The following is a 17087-nucleotide window of genomic DNA, read 5'->3' on the forward strand; positions in this document are numbered from 1 at the left end:
GTACGACGACATGTGGCTAAGCCTTGCGCATCTCACGCGATGAGTCAACTGATCCCACATGTTGGTTAACGGAGGCCGGCGCGTCGGTCGGCGACGCGCCATCGGCAGCCGGGCTGAGCTGCCCGGACCCGCCCGGAGCGCGACGTGGCGCGGGCACCGGAGCGGGACGCGCACCCGGGGACGTGGCCGCCTCCAACATCGCCTCCAGGTGCTCGGCCGGCACCCCCCAGCCGAAGAGCGCGCCCTGGCCGAACCGGCAACCGGCGGCCACCACCGCGGCCAACTCGGTCGGGGTGGTCACCCCCTCGGCGATCACCTCCAGCCCCAACTGGTGGCCCAGTCGCATGACGATGTCGACCATCGGGGCGAACGCCGGGCCGTCCTGGTCGACGGGGCGGACCGGCTCGTGCTCGGCGACCAGACTGTGGTCGATCTTGAGGATGTCGATCGGCAGCCGGCGCAGCTGCCCCAGCGACGAGTAGCCGGCCCCGAAGTCGTCCAGCGCGATCCGGACACCGGTCAACCGCAGCGCGGTGAGCCGCCGGATCAGCTCGTCCAGATCGGTGGCGACCGCGTGCTCGGTGACCTCCAGAACCAGCCGCTGCGGCGGCACATGGTGGGCGCGCAGCGCCTCGGCGACCTGGACCACGTACGCCGGGGCGTGCAACTCGCGCGGGGAGACGTTGACCGACACCCAGACGTCGTGCCCGTCCGCCAGCCACCGGGAGAGCTGGTAGCAGGCCTGATGCAGCACCCACGCGCCGAGCGGAGCGATCATCCCGCACTCCTCGGCGAGCGGGATGAACTCGTCCGGACGGACGTTGCCCAGCTCAGGATGGTGCCAGCGGAGCAGCGCCTCGGCGCCGACCGGCCGCACCGACGGCAGCGACGCCACCGGCTGGAAGGCCAACCGCAGCTCGTCGCGGTCGATGGCCCCGCGCAGCTCGTGCTCCACCGTCGTACGCCGGCGCAACAGCTGGTCGTACGCGGCGTCGTACCGCTCGATCCGGTTCTTGCCACGCTGCTTGGCGTAGCGCAGCGCCAGGTCGGCGTGGCGCAGCAGCAGGTCCACGTCCGGCTCGTCGGCCCAGTCGGCCACCCCGATGCTCACCGACAGGAAGACCGGCCCCTCCGGCTGGTCGTACGGCCGGTTGAGCACCCCGAGGAGCCGTTCGGCGACCCGGTCCGCCTCGACCGACCGGCCCTGCATGAGTACGGCGAACTCGTCGCCACCCAGCCGGGCGGCCACGTCGCCGGGGCGCAGGTTGCCGCGCAGCCGCCGGCCCACCTCGGCCAACACGGCGTCGCCCACGTCGTGGCCCCGCATGTCGTTGACGTTCTTGAACCCGTCCAGGTCGAGGCCGAGCAGCACGCAGGGGTTGTGGTCAGCGGCGTTGCGGTGCAGCGCTCGGAGCAGCCCGCGCCGGTTGGCCAACGACGTCAGTGGATCGGTGTGCGCCAACTCACGAAAGTGCGCCTCCCGCTCGACCAGGCGGCCCGCGTAACCGCGGACGTCGCGAAGGGTGAGGTACTGACGTGCCACCAGGGCGAAACCCTCCACGCTGCCGGCCACGATGCCGGCCGCGTTGAACCGGCCGTCCTGGGCGAGGTGGTACATCGCCGAGGCGGCCATCGCCAGCATCGGGGCGATGGCGTACTCGCCGTCGCGACCGACCAGGTCCAGGTCGACCTGGCCCGGCCGGTCGGCCCGGTACATCGCGAGCGCGACCGTCAGCAGGCCGGCGGCGAGCATCGCCGCGCCGGTCAGCGCCATGGTCGGCCCGGCCTGGCAGAGCCCGGCACTCAACCCCAACCCGCCGCAGCTCACCGCTGTGATGCCGGCGCCCAGCGCGGCGAGCCGTCGACGTGGGGCGGCGGCCCGGAAGACGACGATCACGGCCAGCCCGGCACCGAGCGCGGCACTCACCGTGGCCACCAGAATCGCCGGGCAGGCCATCGGGGTGGAGGCACCGAGCAATCGGGTGGGCTCGGAGAAGAGCACCCAACCGACGAACCACAGCGCCGCCGCCATGACCAACCCGTCCAGGGCGAGTCGGGCCGTTCCCGCCGCGGTGGCGGCCACCCCGGGCAGTCGGAGCAGACCAGCGGCGAAGGCCAGCCCGCTCAGCGCCGTGCCGATCGCCACCACTGTCGCCCAACCGGTGCGTTGCCCCTGCTCGTGGGCCCAGTGTTCGTTCGCGCTGAGCGCGGCGACCACCCCGGTCAGGAGACTGAGCAGGGCACCTCCGGCGGCCGCCGCGAGCAGCATGTGAGCCGGTCGACGCGGCCCCGTCCGCCGTCGGGCCACGACGGTCAGCAGTACCACGGCCACCGCGGCGACGAGCCCGCTGAGCGCCGCGACAGCGACCATGCCCGATGGAAGATGCACATCTCCAAGAGTGCCGGATGGGCGCACGCCGTGGGGGGCTGAGTGTGCATCTGTTGGGACACGGCAGATACCCGGGTGGGTCGGCGTACCGACGGTGTCATGCTGGTACGCATGCCTGAGCTGCGATCGAGGACTTCCACACACGGTCGGACGATGGCCGGCGCCCGGGCCCTCTGGCGGGCCACCGGGATGACCGACGACGACTTCGGTAAGCCGATCGTCGCCATCGCCAACAGTTTCACCCAGTTCGTGCCTGGTCACGTACACCTCAAGGACATGGGTGGCCTGGTCGCCGACGCCGTCGCCGAGGCCGGTGGAGTGGGCCGGGAGTTCAACACCATCGCGGTCGACGACGGCATCGCGATGGGCCACGGCGGCATGCTCTACTCGCTGCCCAGCCGTGAGCTGATCGCCGACGCGGTCGAATACATGGTCAACGCGCACTGCGCGGACGCCCTGGTCTGCATCTCCAACTGCGACAAGATCACCCCTGGGATGCTGCTGGCCGCGTTGCGGCTCAACATCCCGACCGTCTTCGTCTCCGGCGGCCCGATGGAGGCCGGCAAGACGATGGCGATCGAGGGCGTCGTGCACAGCAAGATCGACCTGATCGACGCCATGATCGCCTCCTCGAACGAGGCGGTCACCGACGAGCAGCTCGGTGAGATCGAACGTTCCGCCTGCCCGACCTGCGGCTCCTGCTCCGGCATGTTCACCGCCAACTCGATGAACTGCCTCACCGAGGCGATCGGGCTCGCGCTGCCCGGCAACGGTTCGACGCTGGCCACCCACGCCGCCCGCCGGTCGCTCTTCGTCGAGGCCGGCCGGACCGTCGTGGATATCGCCAAGCGGTGGTACGACGGCGACGACGAATCGGTGCTGCCGCGCACCGTCGCCTCCAAGGCCGCCTTCGAGAACGCCGTCGCCCTGGACGTGGCGATGGGCGGCTCCACCAACACGGTGCTGCACCTGCTCGCCGCCGCCCGCGAGGCGGAGATGGACTTCGGCGTCGCCGACATCGACGCGATCTCCCGGCGGGTTCCGTGCCTGGCCAAGGTCGCGCCCAACTCGCCGAACTACCACATGGAGGACGTGCACCGGGCCGGTGGCATCCCCGCGATCCTCGGCGAACTGGACCGGGCCGGGCAGCTCAACCGGGACGTGCACGCCGTGCACTCCCCCTCCCTCGCTCAGTGGCTCACCGACTGGGACGTGCGGGGCGGCTCCCCGACGCCGACGGCGGTCGAGCTGTTCCACGCCGCCCCCGGCGGGGTGCGTACCGTCGAGCCGTTCTCCACCACCAACCGGTGGTCGTCGCTGGACACCGACGCGGCCGGCGGCTGCATCCGGGACCGCGAACACGCGTACTCCGCCGACGGCGGGCTGGCCATCCTGCACGGCAACCTGGCGCCCGAGGGCAGCGTGGTGAAGACCGCCGGCGTGCCGGACGACTGCCTGACCTTCCGCGGCCCGGCGAAGGTCTACGAGTCGCAGGACGACGCGGTGACCGCGATCCTCGCCAAGCAGGTGGTCGCCGGGGACGTCGTGGTGATCCGGTACGAGGGGCCCAAGGGCGGTCCCGGCATGCAGGAAATGCTCTACCCCACCTCGTTCCTCAAGGGACGCGGGCTGGGCCGCTCCTGCGCGCTGCTCACCGACGGCCGTTTCTCCGGTGGCACCTCCGGGCTCTCCATCGGGCACGTCTCCCCCGAGGCGGCCTCCGGCGGGATGATCGCCCTGGTCCGCGACGGCGACGAGATCGTCATCGACATCCCGGGCCGGTCGATCGAGCTGAACGTGCCCGCCGAGGAGTTGCAGGCGCGACGGGTGGCCGAGGAGAAGCGCGACAAGCCGTACACCCCGACCGACCGGCAGCGCCCGGTGTCGGCGGCGTTGCGCGCGTACGCCTCGATGGCCACCTCGGCCAGCGACGGCGCCTACCGCCGCGTCCCGGAGTAGAGGCAGTCCGGTTCGGCGGGCCGACCGCCGAGCCGGCGGTCGCAGGCGGGCCCGCCCCGTCGACTCCGTCGAGATCTTGGACAGTTTCCGTTCGCGCAGAACGGAAACTGTCCAAGATCTGGAGACGTGATGCCGGAAAGGCCGGACGGCCGTCGTGGGGCTTCGAGGTACCTGGATCACCGGGTCAGGACGGCGCCCACGGTCCGCTGACGAACTGCCCGTTCCCGACGAACGGGCTGACGTTCGGCAGGCACCCGCCCAGGTCCATCGTCTGGGTCATCATGACCGGGCCCGGCTTGCCGCGACCGCCACACTTCATGTGGGCGAAGCCGAGGAAGTGCCCGAACTCGTGGTTGATCACGCCGGCGTGGTACTCGTCGATGCTGACCGGGTAGCCCGGTGAGCAGTGGAGCCAACGCCGCAGATTGATCATGATGGTCTTGCCGTACTTGCAGGAGTAGACCCCCTCGGTGTCGACGCCGCTCGCACCGCAGAGTCTGTCCACCGTCCTGGGTGTCGCGAGCCGGACGTCGACGTCGACCTTCGAGGTGCTGACCCGCTGGAAGGACCACGAGGCGCGGGTCAGGTCCACCGCGGCGTTGGTGACCGGGTGCTGCGCCGAGGTGGCCCATCCGTTCGGTGCCGCCAACACCTGCTCGATGCTCGCGGCGAACCGGTCCGGCTTCCAGGCGGGGATGTCACCCCAGGCGATGCCCTTCTCCACCGAGACGCTGTAGCGCACCCGCGTCTTGCCGGCGCCGATCACGCGACCGGTGCCGGTGGCCGTGGTGAAGGTGCCGGCGGCCCTGGTGGGGATCTGCGCGTCGGCCGGGATCTCCGGCGTCGGGCTGGAGGTCGGCGTATCGCCGGGGCTCCGCTCTGAGCTTTGGGCAGTCGAGCCGGACGGTGGGTTTTCGGCCTGCCCGGAAGCCGGTGTGGACAGGCCACAGGCGGCGGTCGCCAGCACCACCGCCAACGAGATCGGCGCGAGCAGCCGTCCGTTGATCCGCACGTCGAAACCTCCAGGAGCGAGCACTGGTGAGTGAGAAGCACCGGAAGGCTATGTGACTGCCTGTAAGGAAAATGTCAAGGCAATCGGAGGCTGGACGCGACCAAAGAGCTATATTCCGGGCACATCGCACCAAGGCAAGGCACCCTGGGTAATCATCGGAGCCGGTTTGAGCGAGGTCAGGCGGCCGCTACGACGTGGTCGATCACCAGGTGGGCCGCGCCCGTGATGCCGATGTCCTGGCTGGTGGCGACCCGCTCGATGAGCAGGGTCTGGGTGGCCAACGGCAGGCACCGCTCGTAGAGGGTGGCCCGCATACTGGCCAGCAGTGGTTCGCAGTCGGCGAGTCGGCCGCCGATGGCGACCACCTGCGGGTTGAAGAAGTTGACCACGACGGCCAGGATCTCGCCGATGGCCCGGCCGGCCTGCCGGGCGAGCGCGGTGGCGTGCCGGTCGCCGTCGTCGATCAGGCGGATCACGCCGGTCAGGTCGGAGACCGGCACGCCCTGGTCGCGTAGCGCGGTGACCAGGGCCGCGCCGCTGGCCACCGCCTCCAGGCAACCCGCGTTGCCGCAACTGCACAGCGGCGCGGGATCAGCCACCACCCGGCAGTGGCTGATGTCGCCGGCAGACCCCTGCGCGCCCCTGTGCAAACGTCCACTGGAGATGACACCGGAGCCGATCCCGGTGCCGGCCTTGATGTAGACGGCATGGTCCAGTTCGGAATGTGCGGTGCGGTGCGCGCCGAGCGCCATCAGGTTGGCGTCGTTGTCCACGATGATCGGCACGTCGACCCGGCCGGCGCAGAACGCGGCGACGTCGAAGCCGTTCCAGCCGGGCATCCGGGACGGGCTGACGATCCGCCCGGTGGCGTGCTGCACCGGGCCGGGAATGCCGATGCCGATACCCCGCAGCACGCCTGCGGCGTTGTCCGCCGTCGTCGAAGCGGTAGGTGACGAGACGAGGCCGGAGGCCGTCGATGCGCTGGGCGCGGCCAATGCCGCGACCTCGGCCAGCAGCGCGCCGAGCACCTGCTCCGGGCCGTCCTCGATGCGGACCGGCAGGGTGCGGCCCTGGACCACCCGCCCGGAGAGGTCCAGGGTGCCGACGCGCGCGTGATGCGCGCCGAGGTCGATGGCGCCGACCACGGCCCCGCCGGTGGGCACCGCGAGCTGGCGCGGTCGTCGTCCACCTCGGGACCGTCCGGCGCCGGTCTCCTCCAGCAACCCCTGGTTGATCAACGTCTCGACCCGCTGGGAAACCGTCGACGGAGACAGCCCGGAGAGTCGGGACAGGTCGGCACGACTGACGGCCGCTCCGGTGGCCACCCAGCGCAGAAGCTCCCGAGGGCCGCCCCGGAGGGCTTCGCGTGGCGCGTCGTCAATCGTCACGTCAGCTTCTTAGCACCCGGAGTTTGTTCAAGCAACTGGTTGACTTAGTTTCCTGGCTACCTTTAGATGGCGCTGTTGGTTCGATATGAAGCCGACTTGATTCGGTGATCGAAGAAAGTGGGGCCGTCTGGTGGCACCGGGGACGACGGGTGCGGACCGACCGATGGTGTCGGTACGCGGCCTGCACAAGTGGTTCGGCCCGCTGCACGTGCTCAAGGACATCGACCTCACGGTGGCCGCCGGCGAGGTGGTCGTCGTGGTGGGGCCGTCCGGCTCCGGCAAGTCGACCCTGTGCCGTTGCCTCAACCGTCTGGAAACAGCCGGGCAGGGCAGCATCGAGATCGACGGCGAGCCGCTGCCGGCCGAGGGCCGCGCGCTGGCCCGGCTGCGTGCCGACGTCGGCATGGTCTTCCAGTCCTTCAACCTCTTCGGCCACAAGACGGTGCTGGACAACATCACCCTCGGCCCCACCCGGGTCCGCAGGATCGCCCGGCCCGAAGCACGTCAGCAGGCGATGACCCTGCTCGACCGCGTCGGTATCGCCGACAAGGCGAACCACCACCCGGCCCAACTCTCCGGCGGGCAACAGCAGCGAGCGGCGATCGCCCGCGCGCTGGCGATGCAACCGAAGGTGCTGCTCTTCGACGAGCCGACCTCGGCCCTCGACCCGGAGATGGTCAACGAGGTGCTCGACGTGATGGTCTCCCTCGCCGCCGAGGGAATGACCATGATCGTGGTCACCCACGAGATGGGCTTCGCCCGCCGCGCCGCCGACCGGGTCGTCTTCATGGACGACGGCCGCATCGTCGAATCCGGCGCCCCCGACGACTTCTTCGCAGCTCCGCGCACCGAGCGGGCCCGCGACTTCCTGTCCAAGATCCTCCAGCACTAGCCCCCAAACGGGAGGGTGTCATGTCAATCCTCAAGATGAGCTTCACCGGGCGGCGTTCGCTCGCCCTCACCGCCACCGCGGTCGCGGTGGCCCTCGCCGCGACCGGCTGCGGCGGTGACAGCGGCAGCAGCGCACCGACGCTGCCCGGCAACCCCGGCCTGGGCGGCGACGGCGTGGTCGCCCAGTCGGTGTACGACGCCGCCCCGGTCGCCACCGACGCGGACATCCCGGCCGGCTCGACCATGGACGCGATCCGCAAGCGCGGCTACCTGAACATCGGCGGTTCCCTGGACGCGCCGCTGCTCGCCCAGCAGAACCCGGTCAGCGGCACCATCGAGGGCTTCGACGCCGACATGGCGAAGCTGCTGGCGAAGTACATCATCGGCAAGCCCGAGGTGAAGACGACGACCATCGGCACCCAGACCCGCGAGGCCATGCTCCAGGCCAAGTCGGTGGACGCGGTCTTCCAGACGTACACGATCACCCCGCAGCGGGCCACCCAGGTCGCCTTCGCCGGGCCGTACCTCACGTCGGGTCTCGCCGTCGGGGTCCGCAAGGACGACACCTCGATCAAGAGCGTCAAGGACCTCGCCGGCAAGACCGTCATCGTCGGGGCGAACACCCCCGCCGTCACCGCGCTGCCCTCCGCCGCACCCGGCTCGAAGCAGATCGCCTTCGGCACCGACCCGCAGGCGCTACAGGCCCTGCTGCAGAAGCGCGGTGACGCGTACGTGCAGGACTTCACGCTGCTCGCCTCGGGCGCCAAGGCCAACCCGGGGATGAAGGTGGTGGGCGAGCCGTTCACCACCGAGGCGTACGGCATCGGCCTCAACCGGGAGGACACCCAGTTCAAGGAGTTCGTCAACAACTGGCTGAAGAAGATCCAGGCCGACGGCACGTGGGCGAAGGTCTGGGAAGGCACCCTCGGCTCGGTGGTCGAGGGTGGCGCGCCCACCCCGCCGGCCCTCGGTTCCGCCGACGGCTCCTGAGCAACCTCTCGTACCGATGGAAGCCCTCACCGCCCACCTGAGCCAGCTGGGCCACGGCCTGGTCACGACGGTCGAACTGACCGTCGTGACCACCGTCGGCGCGATGCTGCTCGGCATCGTCGTGGCCACCCTGCGGATCGCCCCCGTCCCGCTGCTGCGCGCCATCGGCACCGCGTACGTCGAGGTGTTCCAGAACCTGCCGCTGCTGGCGCTGCTGGTGCTCTTCGTCTTCGCGCTGCCGACCATCGGCATCACGTTCCCGCTGTTCACCTCCGCCGCGATCGTCATCGCGGTCTACGAGGGGGCGTACCTGGCCGAGGCGATCCGCGCCGGAATCAACACGGTCGGGGTCGGCCAGGCCGAGGCGGCCCGTGCCATCGGGCTCACCTTCGGCCAGTCCCTGCGGCACGTGATCCTGCCGCAGGGACTCCGGGCGGTGATCCAGCCGATCGGCAACATCTGCATCGCGCTGCTGATGAACACCTCACTGGCCGCCGCCGTCGGCGTGGTCGAGCTGACCCAGGCGGCCAACAACGTGAACCTGGTCGAGGCCCAACCGATCGCCGTCTTCACCGGTGCCGGCCTCGCCTACATGCTGCTGGCGCTGATCATCGGTCAGGTCACCGGCCTGCTCGAACGAAGGCTGGCGATCGTCCGATGAACAAGACGCAACAGATCCTCTTCGACGAACCCGGCCCCCGCGCCCAGCGACGGATCCGGATCGCCACCGTGGTGGGCGCCATTCTCCTGGCCGGCGCCCTGGTCGCGGCCGTCTACCAGTTCGCCAGCCACGGTGAACTGGCCGCCTCCCGGTGGGAACCCTTCACCACCTGGCCCATCTGGCGGTACCTGCTCAACGGCCTGTGGGCCACGCTGCGCGCCGCCGCCGCGACCGCCGTGCTCAGCGCCGCGCTCGGACTGCTCCTGGCGCTCGGGCGACTGTCGACGCATCGACCGCTGCGGTGGCTGGCCGGCGCGTACGTGGAGATCTTCCGGACCGTCCCCACCCTGCTGCTGATCTACGTGACGCTGTTCGCCCTGCCGCAGTACGGGCTGAACTTCCCGCTGTTCTGGAAGCTCGTGGTGCCGTTGGTGGTCTCCAACTCGGCGGCGTTCGCGGAGATCTTCCGGTCCGGCATCCTGGCGTTGGACCGTGGGCAGACCGAGGCCGGCCTCGCGGTCGGGCTGCGTCGCAGCCAGGTGATGGCGCTGGTGGTCCTGCCACAGGCGCTGCTCCAACTCGCCCCGTCCCTGGTCAGCCAACTGGTCGGGCTGCTCAAGGACACCTCGCTCGGCTTCGTGGTCAGCTACACCGAGCTGCTCTACAGCGGGCAGGTGCTCTCCTCGTACACCCACCTGCTGATCCAGACGTTCCTGGTGGTGGCGCTGATCTACCTGGTGGTCAACGCCTCGCTGTCGAAGTTCGCCCGCGTACTCCAGGCCCGCAACGGCCGTTTCGGCGGCCGGCGCGGACGGCGGACCGCCGAACTACCCCCGCCAATCCTCGAAGGGAACACTCCCCGGTGACCGTTTTCCGCTACGCCGAACTGGCCCGGGTCGTGCGCAACGGCTTCGTCGAGAGCCGGCACTACGGCAGCGTCGTGGTGCTCGCCCCGGACGGGACTGTCGCCCTCGCCGCCGGCGTACCCGACGAGCCCGTGCTTCCCCGCTCCACCCTCAAGCCGGTGCAGGCACTGGCCTGCCGGATCGCGGCGGGCGACAAACTGGCCGGCCCGGCGCTGGCCCTCGCCGCCGGCAGCCACACCGGCGACGACCGGCACGTCGAGGTGGTGCGGGCGATGCTGGCCGGGGCCGGCCTGACCGAGGACGCGCTCGGCTGCCCGGAGGACTGGCCGGAGGACGAACCGACCCGGGAACGACTGATCCGCGCCAGCGGACAGCGCGAACGGATCCGGATGAACTGCTCCGGCAAACACGCCGCGATGCTTGTCGCCTGTGTGGCCCGGTCCTGGAGCACAGCCGACTACCTCGACCCGAACCACCCGCTCCAACGGGAAACCGCCGCGACCGTCGCCCGACTGGCCGACGCACCGATCGCCCACCACGCGGTCGACGGCTGCGGCGCACCGCTGTTCGGCCTGCCGCTCACCGGCCTGGCCCGCACGTTCCAGGCGCTGGTCACCGCACCCGCCGGCAGCGACGAGGCGCTGGTCGCGCAGGCCATGCGTCAACATCCGGAGTACGTCGGCGGCTGGCACGGGCACCCGAACACCGACCTGATGCGGGCACTGCCCGGCGTCCTCGCCAAGGGCGGAGCCGAGGGCGTGCTCGCAGTAGCCGCACCGGACGGTCACGCGGTGGCGGTGAAGGCGATCGACGGTTCGCCCCGAGCCACCACCGCCATCGCCCTCGCCGCCCTCGACGCCGTGGGCGTACCGGTGGGCGGGGCCGACGCGCTGCGCCAGGTGCCAGTGCTCGGCGGCGGCGTACCGGTCGGCGCCCTCACGGCCGTCATCGACTGAACCACGGCACCGTCTCGGACCGAAGCGCCACCGCCTCGCACGGAAAAGGAAGAACCATGAACACATTCGAGATCTGCATCGACAGCGTCGAGGGAGCGGTCGCCGCCGAGGAGGCCGGCGCCGACCGGGTGGAGCTGTGCTCCGCGCTCTTCGACGGCGGGCTGACCCCCAGCCTGGGCACCATCGAGACGGCCCTGCGCGCGGTCAGCCGGATCCGGGTACACGTGATCGTCCGTCCCCGAGCCGGCGACTTCATCTACTCGCCGTTCGAGATCGAGGCGATGGAGCGCGACGTCCGGGCCGCGGTGGCGGCCGGCGCGCACGGCATCGTGATCGGCGCGCTGACCGCCGAGGGTGACGTCGACGTGCCGACCACCCGCCGGTTGATCGCCGCCGCGGGCGACGCCAGCACCACCTTCCACCGGGCGTTCGACATGACCCGCGACCCGCACGCGGCGCTGGAACAGCTGATCGAGCTGGGCGTGCACCGGGTGCTCACCTCGGGTCAGGAGGTCAGCGTGCTGGAAGGTGCTCCGCTCATCGCCGACCTGGTGCGTCGGGCCGCCGGTCGGATCGTCATCATGCCGGGCGGTGGGATCACCCCGCGCAACATCGCCCGGATCGTCGAGGCGACCGGCGCCGACGAGTACCACTTCGCGGCCCTGGTCAGCTCGGACAGCCCGGCCGTGCACCGCAACCTGGCGCCGCTGATGGGCGGCAGCCTGAACCGGCCCGAGTACGAGCGCTCCGGCACCTCGGGCGCGCTGGTCGGCCAGGTGCTCGCCGCCGCACGCGCCTGACCGTCCGCCGCTGTCGACGAGCGGTGGTCCCGGGGGACGTTTCCCGTTCCTCCGTGACCACCGCTCGCGCCGCGATGGGGCCGGTCGATCGGGCTACTCCGGTCACCCGGTGGCGAGGTTGATGGCGACGCCGATCGGGATGGACGCCGCCAGCCCGGCGACCAGCCACCATAGCTGTTCCCGCCTGGCCTTTCGCTGTGCCGACTGAAGCCCGCCCTGGATCTGGGTCAGCGTGTTCGCCACCATCGTCAGGTCCTTGGCACGGCCGGCGTCGTCGCCGCTGAAGGAACGCCGCATCACGGAGCGGCGAAGCCGGCTCGTCGTCGACAACGTCAGCTGATGCCGACGAACCCGACGCGATGCGAATACCGTGGACCCCGGGTCCCCGAAGTCGGTGCCGGCCCTGTCCGGATACTCCCCGGGCTCCGGGCCGCGGTAGTAGCCGCTCGGGAACAGGCGCGTCCGGATGTCCCCCCACCACCAGAGGCCACCGCCGGCGGCGAGCAGAACGAGGTTCGCGACGATCGCGCCGATCGCCCACCCGTCGGGGACGAAGAAGCCGACGGCGCCGACGGGGACAGCCGCCAGGATGAGTGCCTTCGCTGCCGCCCTACCGCTGATCCCCCACATACCCGCCATTGAACCGGCCGCGCCCGGCCGACGGGATCCCTGCTATCCGGAAGGCGACAGCAAGGTCCTCTCGGGACAGTCCATCGTCAAACCGGAGAGTGCGCCAGGCGCAGGGCGGGCAGCCGCCCCTGCCCCCCTGGCTCAGTAGGCCAACAGGGCAATGAGCAGCGAGGACACCGCGGCAACCAGGAGCACTCCGCCGGTGCCGAGCCCGACCACCGCGCTTACCGCCACGGCGCGGGCCCGGGCCACCGGTACCGCCGCGAGCGCCACCACGGTGACGAGCACAGCGACCAGATGAATCAACGGGTAGTCGATCAGCGCCGCAACCGGGAAGAGGTGCACGCCCACGACGAGGGCGACCCAGGGGGCGGCCAACTCATTACGCCGCAGCAGAGCGAGCAGCCCGGCACCGATCGCAGCGACGCCGAACTCGATGCCGACGACGATGCCGAAGGTAGGGCTGGTGTCGGCGTCGAATGCCGTGCCGTCCGACCAGTGACGCCCGGCGAACACGGCCCCGGCGGCCGCCGTGAGCACTGAAAGAACCGACCCGGCGATGAGCACCGGCCGCCACCGCTTGGGGGGTGCCTCCTGCGCCCAACCGAACCAGCTGGTGGCGAAGAAACCGAAGACGAACGCCGTCGCCGCCGCGTCCCGGACATGTTCAGTGATCATGGCTCCCCGCGATACCGCTGGTTTGACGTCGGACTTCGCTGCTGTCGGCGCTGTCACCACCGGGCGACGACGCGGTAATACTGCCCTGAGAGGTGTGCTCGATGACAGCGGGTTGTGGTGTTCACGACGGGCACGGGCGGTCCCGACACCGCCGGGCAGCGCAGTCACCATCGTGCTCGCCGTGCCGCACACATCGCCGGCCACCGTCGAGCGGCAGGTCGCAAAGACCCGATGACGTACGCCCTGAGCGTCCGCGACGGACACCGTGGTTTCACCGGCTTCGAGCTCAGGCTGGGAAGCACCCGCAGTGCGGGAAATGGCGGTGAGTGCGTCGAGGTTGCTTCCTCGGCCGTCGCCGCGACACCCACCCATCTGCGGGGCTGCGCTTCACAACCGGGGTCCGCTACCGTGCGACAGTGACCATCGGCGATGTCAAGGTGACCATCCGGAGAGGTAGCCAGTCGCTCGACGAAGCCCAGATGAGCATCGAGAAGGCCAGTGCGAGACTTGCCGACGCGTCCGCGTTGGCAATCGCCACCCTGCGCGACAGCAAACGCGGGGAGGCGGCGGAGTCGCGCAAAGCACTCCGTGAAGCTGTGGACGAGGTCGCGCTGGTGCTTCGCCGCATCAAGGCCGCCAAGGATCATGCCGCCGCCTACCTCGCCGTGATCGGATGAGCGAAAGTCTCGGCGAGGTCGTCGCCCAGCTACGAAGCGTCATAAACACCCTCCACAGTGCGGCCGTCGTCGCCCAACGCGCTCAGGCGGAGGCGGAGGAAGCCCACGCGCACTACAGCCGCGCGGCGCGGGGCAGCAGACACCCCCAGCTCACAGGCGCTCTGACAGAAAGCAGAACTGCTGCTGAGAAAGCCGGCAGACTCGCCCGCCTGATCACTGAGGCGGCCGACCACGTTGGCGCCTACTCCAACGCGGTCGCTCCCGGGTCAGCCTCCACCGGGCAACAGCCCGACTCAGCCATGCCGTCCGGCGAGGGTCTGCTCGCCGAGGCTGTTGAGCGCGAATCCGCACGACGGAATGTCGCCTCGTTCCTGAGTACGATGACCAGGAAGGCTGAGGACATCCAGGACAACACTCAGAAATCCGTGGCTGCGGCCAGGGAGGCATTCGAGATTATTCGAGGCCCCCATGGTCCATCCGGGGTTCAGCAAGCCGGCACCACGTCGCCAGCGGTCGGATCTACCGTGGGGCAGCGCCTACTCAACGAAGCACCGGATGCGGCGGGACACCTCGTCGTGGTGGGGCTGGTGGCGGGCGTTGCCGTACACCGCTCTATTCAGTCGATCCGCAAGGGAATAGCGAGGTTACGAGATCGTGAGCGTACGGACCGAGTTCGGCGACCTGATCCGCGCGATGGCACGACGTGACTGGGGCGCTGTAGACCAACTCCTGGACGGGTTGGAAGCCTCGGGGTGGCACGGGGGAAACCAGGTGATCGGCGCGGCGTTCGCCATCACGGTCAACGACCGCTTCGCCACCACTCACTCCCCTACCGACGTCGCCCGCTTCGTCGCCGAGACGCGCGCGCAGTTCCCCGCTGCTGACTCGCTGCCCACTCTGGAGATGGAAGGGCTCGTCCGCGCGGCCCTCGGTGAGGTGGGGCTGATCGACAATCTCAGCCCTGAGACCGCTCTGCAGATGCAGATCGTGTTCCTCGCCAAGCTGCTCGAAGAGCGCGATCTCAGCGAGACGCAGCTTGAAGAGTTCGTCGCCGACGTGGAACGAACGGCAGCCGAATACCTGTAATCAGCGGGGCTGCGTGCCGCCCTCATCTCCTATAGTGTCCGTCCGACCACGCAAACGTGAACTCGTCGCGCGATCGGCAGACGGAGGGCGCATGGCCAGCATTGAGGAAGTCAAGGCGGCGCTCATGCAGGCGGCCGAGCAGGGCAACGCCACCATCAACCAGATCCGGGCCGCCGCCGACAACACCGAACAGATGTTGACCCGGCTCCGCGCCATCGCCGCCGGCACCGGCCACCCGACGATCACTGAAGCCATCGCCCGAGGCGAACAGAGCAAGCAGCGCCTGGCCGAAGCCATGACCCTCGTGCAGGGCAGCTCGGAAGCGGCACGCCGCTACATCAGCGTCCTCGGCTGAGGAACATCGCTGCCGTCAAAGCACCCAGCTCCACTACGGTCCGACTCCATGCGGGCCGTCAGTAGCGATCGCGGAAGCAGAGTGACCCGCAGTCAGCCACCAGACAGAATCGCTGACAACGGCCGAACTGCTGACGTCGACGTCTCCGACAGGCAGGCGAAATCGGCCAGGTGGGTCCCCCGACATCCAATTGGGCACCTCTTTCCGTTCGGACGTGCCGGCGGTCACGCCGCTTTCCGTCCCGGATCGGGAGTAACTTCTCGTACCAACGCCTTCACGAGGAGTCACTTGCATGTCTGAGGAGACCTGGCTCGCTGCCCGCCTGATCCCTACGTCGGGCATCAACGGAGCGGAGGAACAGGAGCGTCGAGCGACCTCTGCCCTCCTGGCGGTAATGAGCGCAGTCCGGGAGTTCGGGCGTGTCCTGACCCAGTCCCTCGGCGCACCGGCCGGATCGGTGGAAACTTTCATCGAAGTTCCATTCAAGCTCGGGAATCAGCAGTACTTTCCGGACGGTCTCATCCGCGTCACGCGAGGACAGCGGCAGTGGACCGCGCTGGTGGAGGTAAAGACCGGCAGCAACGCGCTGAAGACCGAGCAGTTGGAGGCATACCTGGACATTGCCCGTGAGCAGGGCTTCGACGCCCTCGTCACGATCTCCAACGAGATCGCCCCCGTCCCGGGTCAGCATCCGGCCACGATCGATCGCCGGAAGTTGCGCAAGGTCGCCCTGTACCACCTGCCCTGGACAGAGATCCTGACCCAAGCAGTGATCCAGAAGGAGTATCGCGGCGTCGCTGATCAGGATCAGGCGTGGATCCTGGGCGAGCTGATCAGGTATCTCGAGCATCCCCGCTCCGGTGCGCTGGAGTTCAGCGACATGGGCCCGGCCTGGGTGCAGGTGCGCGACGGAGTGTCAGCAGGAACGCTGCGGGCCACCGACAGCGGAGCGGCGGAGGTGGTCGGACGCTTCGATGCCCTGATCCGTTACGCCTGCCTGCGTCTCGGCCGGCAATTGGGTACTGATGTCACCCCTGCGCTGAGCCGCCGCGAACTTACCGATCCGGCCGCACGTAGCCAGGCGTTGGTCAACCAACTCTCCACTACCGGGACGCTGACCGGCAGCATCAGGATTCCTGGCGCGGTCGGCCCTCTCCAGGTCATGGCCGATCTGCGGGCCGGGCAGATCGTCTGCCATGTCGATGTGGACGCCCCTCGCACCGGTAGACCCACCACGAGGGTGAACTGGTTGATTCGCCAACTGAAGGACGCGCCGGACACGGTTCGCATCGAGGCGTTCGTCATGCATGCGCGAGGCGGTGGCGCGACCGATCTCCTGCGCCAGGTCCGCACCGAGCCAATGACGCTGATCATCGACCCTACCCGCGAGCTTCGGGCGTTCCGGGTTGCCCAGAGCACAACTGCGGGATCGAAGCGCGGCAGCGGGCGAGGGGCTTTCATCGATTCGGTATTGCAGGCGATCGACGATTTCTACGAGCAGATCATCCAGAACCTCAAGCCGTGGATGCCCGCGCCGCCGCGCCTGCGTACGCCCGAAGATGTGGCGCCCGTGCAGCCGGTCGCGGCCAGCCTCGTCTCCACCGCCATCTCGTCCCAGGACAGCCCGGAGTTCGATACGCCGGCGGCGCGGGACAGCAGCTCTGCGGTTGGCAGTCACTCGGAGCAGTGATCCGAACCCGGTGAACCCCATACCTCAGGCCTTCGGCGCGAAGCACGACCTGAGCCGAA

General features: G+C 69.6%; 16 protein-coding genes. 11 read left to right on the top strand and 5 right to left on the bottom strand.

The annotated features are described in order from the left end of the window. Positions 1–16: 16 nt before the first annotated feature. Positions 17–2371 (bottom strand): putative bifunctional diguanylate cyclase/phosphodiesterase, encoded by a 2355-nt coding sequence (locus DLJ59_RS21610; RefSeq protein WP_124774471.1) that lies wholly within the window; start codon positions 2369–2371, stop codon positions 17–19. 129 nt (positions 2372–2500) lie between these two features. On the opposite strand from DLJ59_RS21610, the gene ilvD reads away from it, so the two are divergent. Further along, positions 2501–4348 carry a dihydroxy-acid dehydratase gene (gene ilvD, locus DLJ59_RS21615; protein ID WP_124774451.1) on the top strand — a complete coding sequence of 616 codons (1848 nt, stop codon included), beginning with the start codon at positions 2501–2503 and terminating at the stop codon, positions 4346–4348. Between the two features lie 184 nt (positions 4349–4532). Here the strand turns inward: ilvD and DLJ59_RS21620 are convergent, their stop codons facing one another. Together DLJ59_RS21620 and DLJ59_RS21625 are read right to left on the bottom strand one after the other, a co-directional pair. Continuing rightward, positions 4533–5360 (bottom strand): DUF3152 domain-containing protein, encoded by an 828-nt coding sequence (locus tag DLJ59_RS21620; RefSeq protein WP_158630886.1) that lies wholly within the window; start codon positions 5358–5360, stop codon positions 4533–4535. Positions 5361–5536: 176 nt separating this feature from the next. Beyond that, positions 5537–6748, bottom strand: a complete 1212-nt coding sequence (locus tag DLJ59_RS21625; protein WP_208648786.1) for an ROK family transcriptional regulator — start codon at positions 6746–6748, stop codon at positions 5537–5539. Positions 6749–6911: 163 nt separating this feature from the next. Between DLJ59_RS21625 and DLJ59_RS21630 the strand changes: the two genes are divergently transcribed. The 6 genes from DLJ59_RS21630 to DLJ59_RS21655 are packed head-to-tail and all read left to right on the top strand — an operon-like array spanning position 6912 to position 11912. Beyond that, positions 6912–7640 carry an amino acid ABC transporter ATP-binding protein gene (locus tag DLJ59_RS21630; RefSeq protein ID WP_124774453.1) on the top strand — a complete coding sequence of 243 codons (729 nt, stop codon included), beginning with the start codon at positions 6912–6914 and terminating at the stop codon, positions 7638–7640. 20 nt (positions 7641–7660) lie between these two features. Further along, positions 7661–8629: a glutamate ABC transporter substrate-binding protein gene (locus tag DLJ59_RS21635; protein ID WP_208648787.1), complete on the top strand. Its 969-nt coding sequence runs from the start codon at positions 7661–7663 to the stop codon at positions 8627–8629. 16 nt (positions 8630–8645) lie between these two features. Further along, the gene (locus DLJ59_RS21640) at positions 8646–9290 is read left to right on the top strand and encodes an amino acid ABC transporter permease (protein WP_030337216.1); all 645 of its coding nucleotides are present in this window, start codon (positions 8646–8648) and stop codon (positions 9288–9290) included. Further along, positions 9287–10156, top strand: a complete 870-nt coding sequence (locus DLJ59_RS21645; protein WP_124774454.1) for an amino acid ABC transporter permease — start codon at positions 9287–9289, stop codon at positions 10154–10156. Before DLJ59_RS21640 ends, DLJ59_RS21645 begins: the two co-directional genes overlap by 4 nt. After that, positions 10153–11112, top strand: coding sequence for an asparaginase (locus DLJ59_RS21650; protein WP_124774455.1), 960 nt, complete (start codon positions 10153–10155; stop codon positions 11110–11112). Before DLJ59_RS21645 ends, DLJ59_RS21650 begins: the two co-directional genes overlap by 4 nt. Positions 11113–11168: 56 nt before the next feature. Then, a complete protein-coding gene (locus DLJ59_RS21655; protein ID WP_124774456.1) occupies positions 11169–11912 on the top strand; it encodes a copper homeostasis protein CutC in 744 nt (247 codons plus the stop codon). 102 nt (positions 11913–12014) lie between these two features. On the opposite strand, the gene DLJ59_RS21660 is transcribed toward DLJ59_RS21655, so the two are convergent. Together DLJ59_RS21660 and DLJ59_RS21665 are read right to left on the bottom strand one after the other, a co-directional pair. Continuing rightward, a complete protein-coding gene (locus DLJ59_RS21660; protein WP_124774457.1) occupies positions 12015–12542 on the bottom strand; it encodes a hypothetical protein in 528 nt (175 codons plus the stop codon). 141 nt (positions 12543–12683) lie between these two features. Beyond that, a complete protein-coding gene (locus tag DLJ59_RS21665) occupies positions 12684–13220 on the bottom strand; it encodes a hypothetical protein (RefSeq protein WP_124774458.1) in 537 nt (178 codons plus the stop codon). A gap of 416 nt (positions 13221–13636) precedes the next feature. Here DLJ59_RS21665 and DLJ59_RS21670 point away from each other — a divergent pair, with 416 nt between their 5' ends. The 4 genes from DLJ59_RS21670 to DLJ59_RS21685 all read left to right on the top strand — a co-directional run bounded on the left by DLJ59_RS21670 (position 13637) and on the right by DLJ59_RS21685 (position 17028). After that, positions 13637–13897 carry a hypothetical protein gene (locus DLJ59_RS21670; protein ID WP_124774459.1) on the top strand — a complete coding sequence of 87 codons (261 nt, stop codon included), beginning with the start codon at positions 13637–13639 and terminating at the stop codon, positions 13895–13897. A 654-nt stretch (positions 13898–14551) separates the two neighbouring features. Then, a complete protein-coding gene (locus DLJ59_RS21675; RefSeq protein ID WP_244236160.1) occupies positions 14552–14983 on the top strand; it encodes a hypothetical protein in 432 nt (143 codons plus the stop codon). Positions 14984–15074: 91 nt separating this feature from the next. Continuing rightward, positions 15075–15338 carry a hypothetical protein gene (locus DLJ59_RS21680; protein ID WP_124774460.1) on the top strand — a complete coding sequence of 88 codons (264 nt, stop codon included), beginning with the start codon at positions 15075–15077 and terminating at the stop codon, positions 15336–15338. Between the two features lie 292 nt (positions 15339–15630). Continuing rightward, entirely contained in the window at positions 15631–17028 is a 1398-nt protein-coding gene (locus DLJ59_RS21685) for a stress response protein (RefSeq protein WP_124774461.1), read from the top strand. The last annotated feature ends 59 nt before the right edge of the window (positions 17029–17087 follow it).

The sequence above is a fragment of the Micromonospora inaquosa genome, from assembly GCF_003857055.1.
Classification (GTDB): Bacteria; Actinomycetota; Actinomycetes; order Mycobacteriales; family Micromonosporaceae; genus Micromonospora; species Micromonospora inaquosa.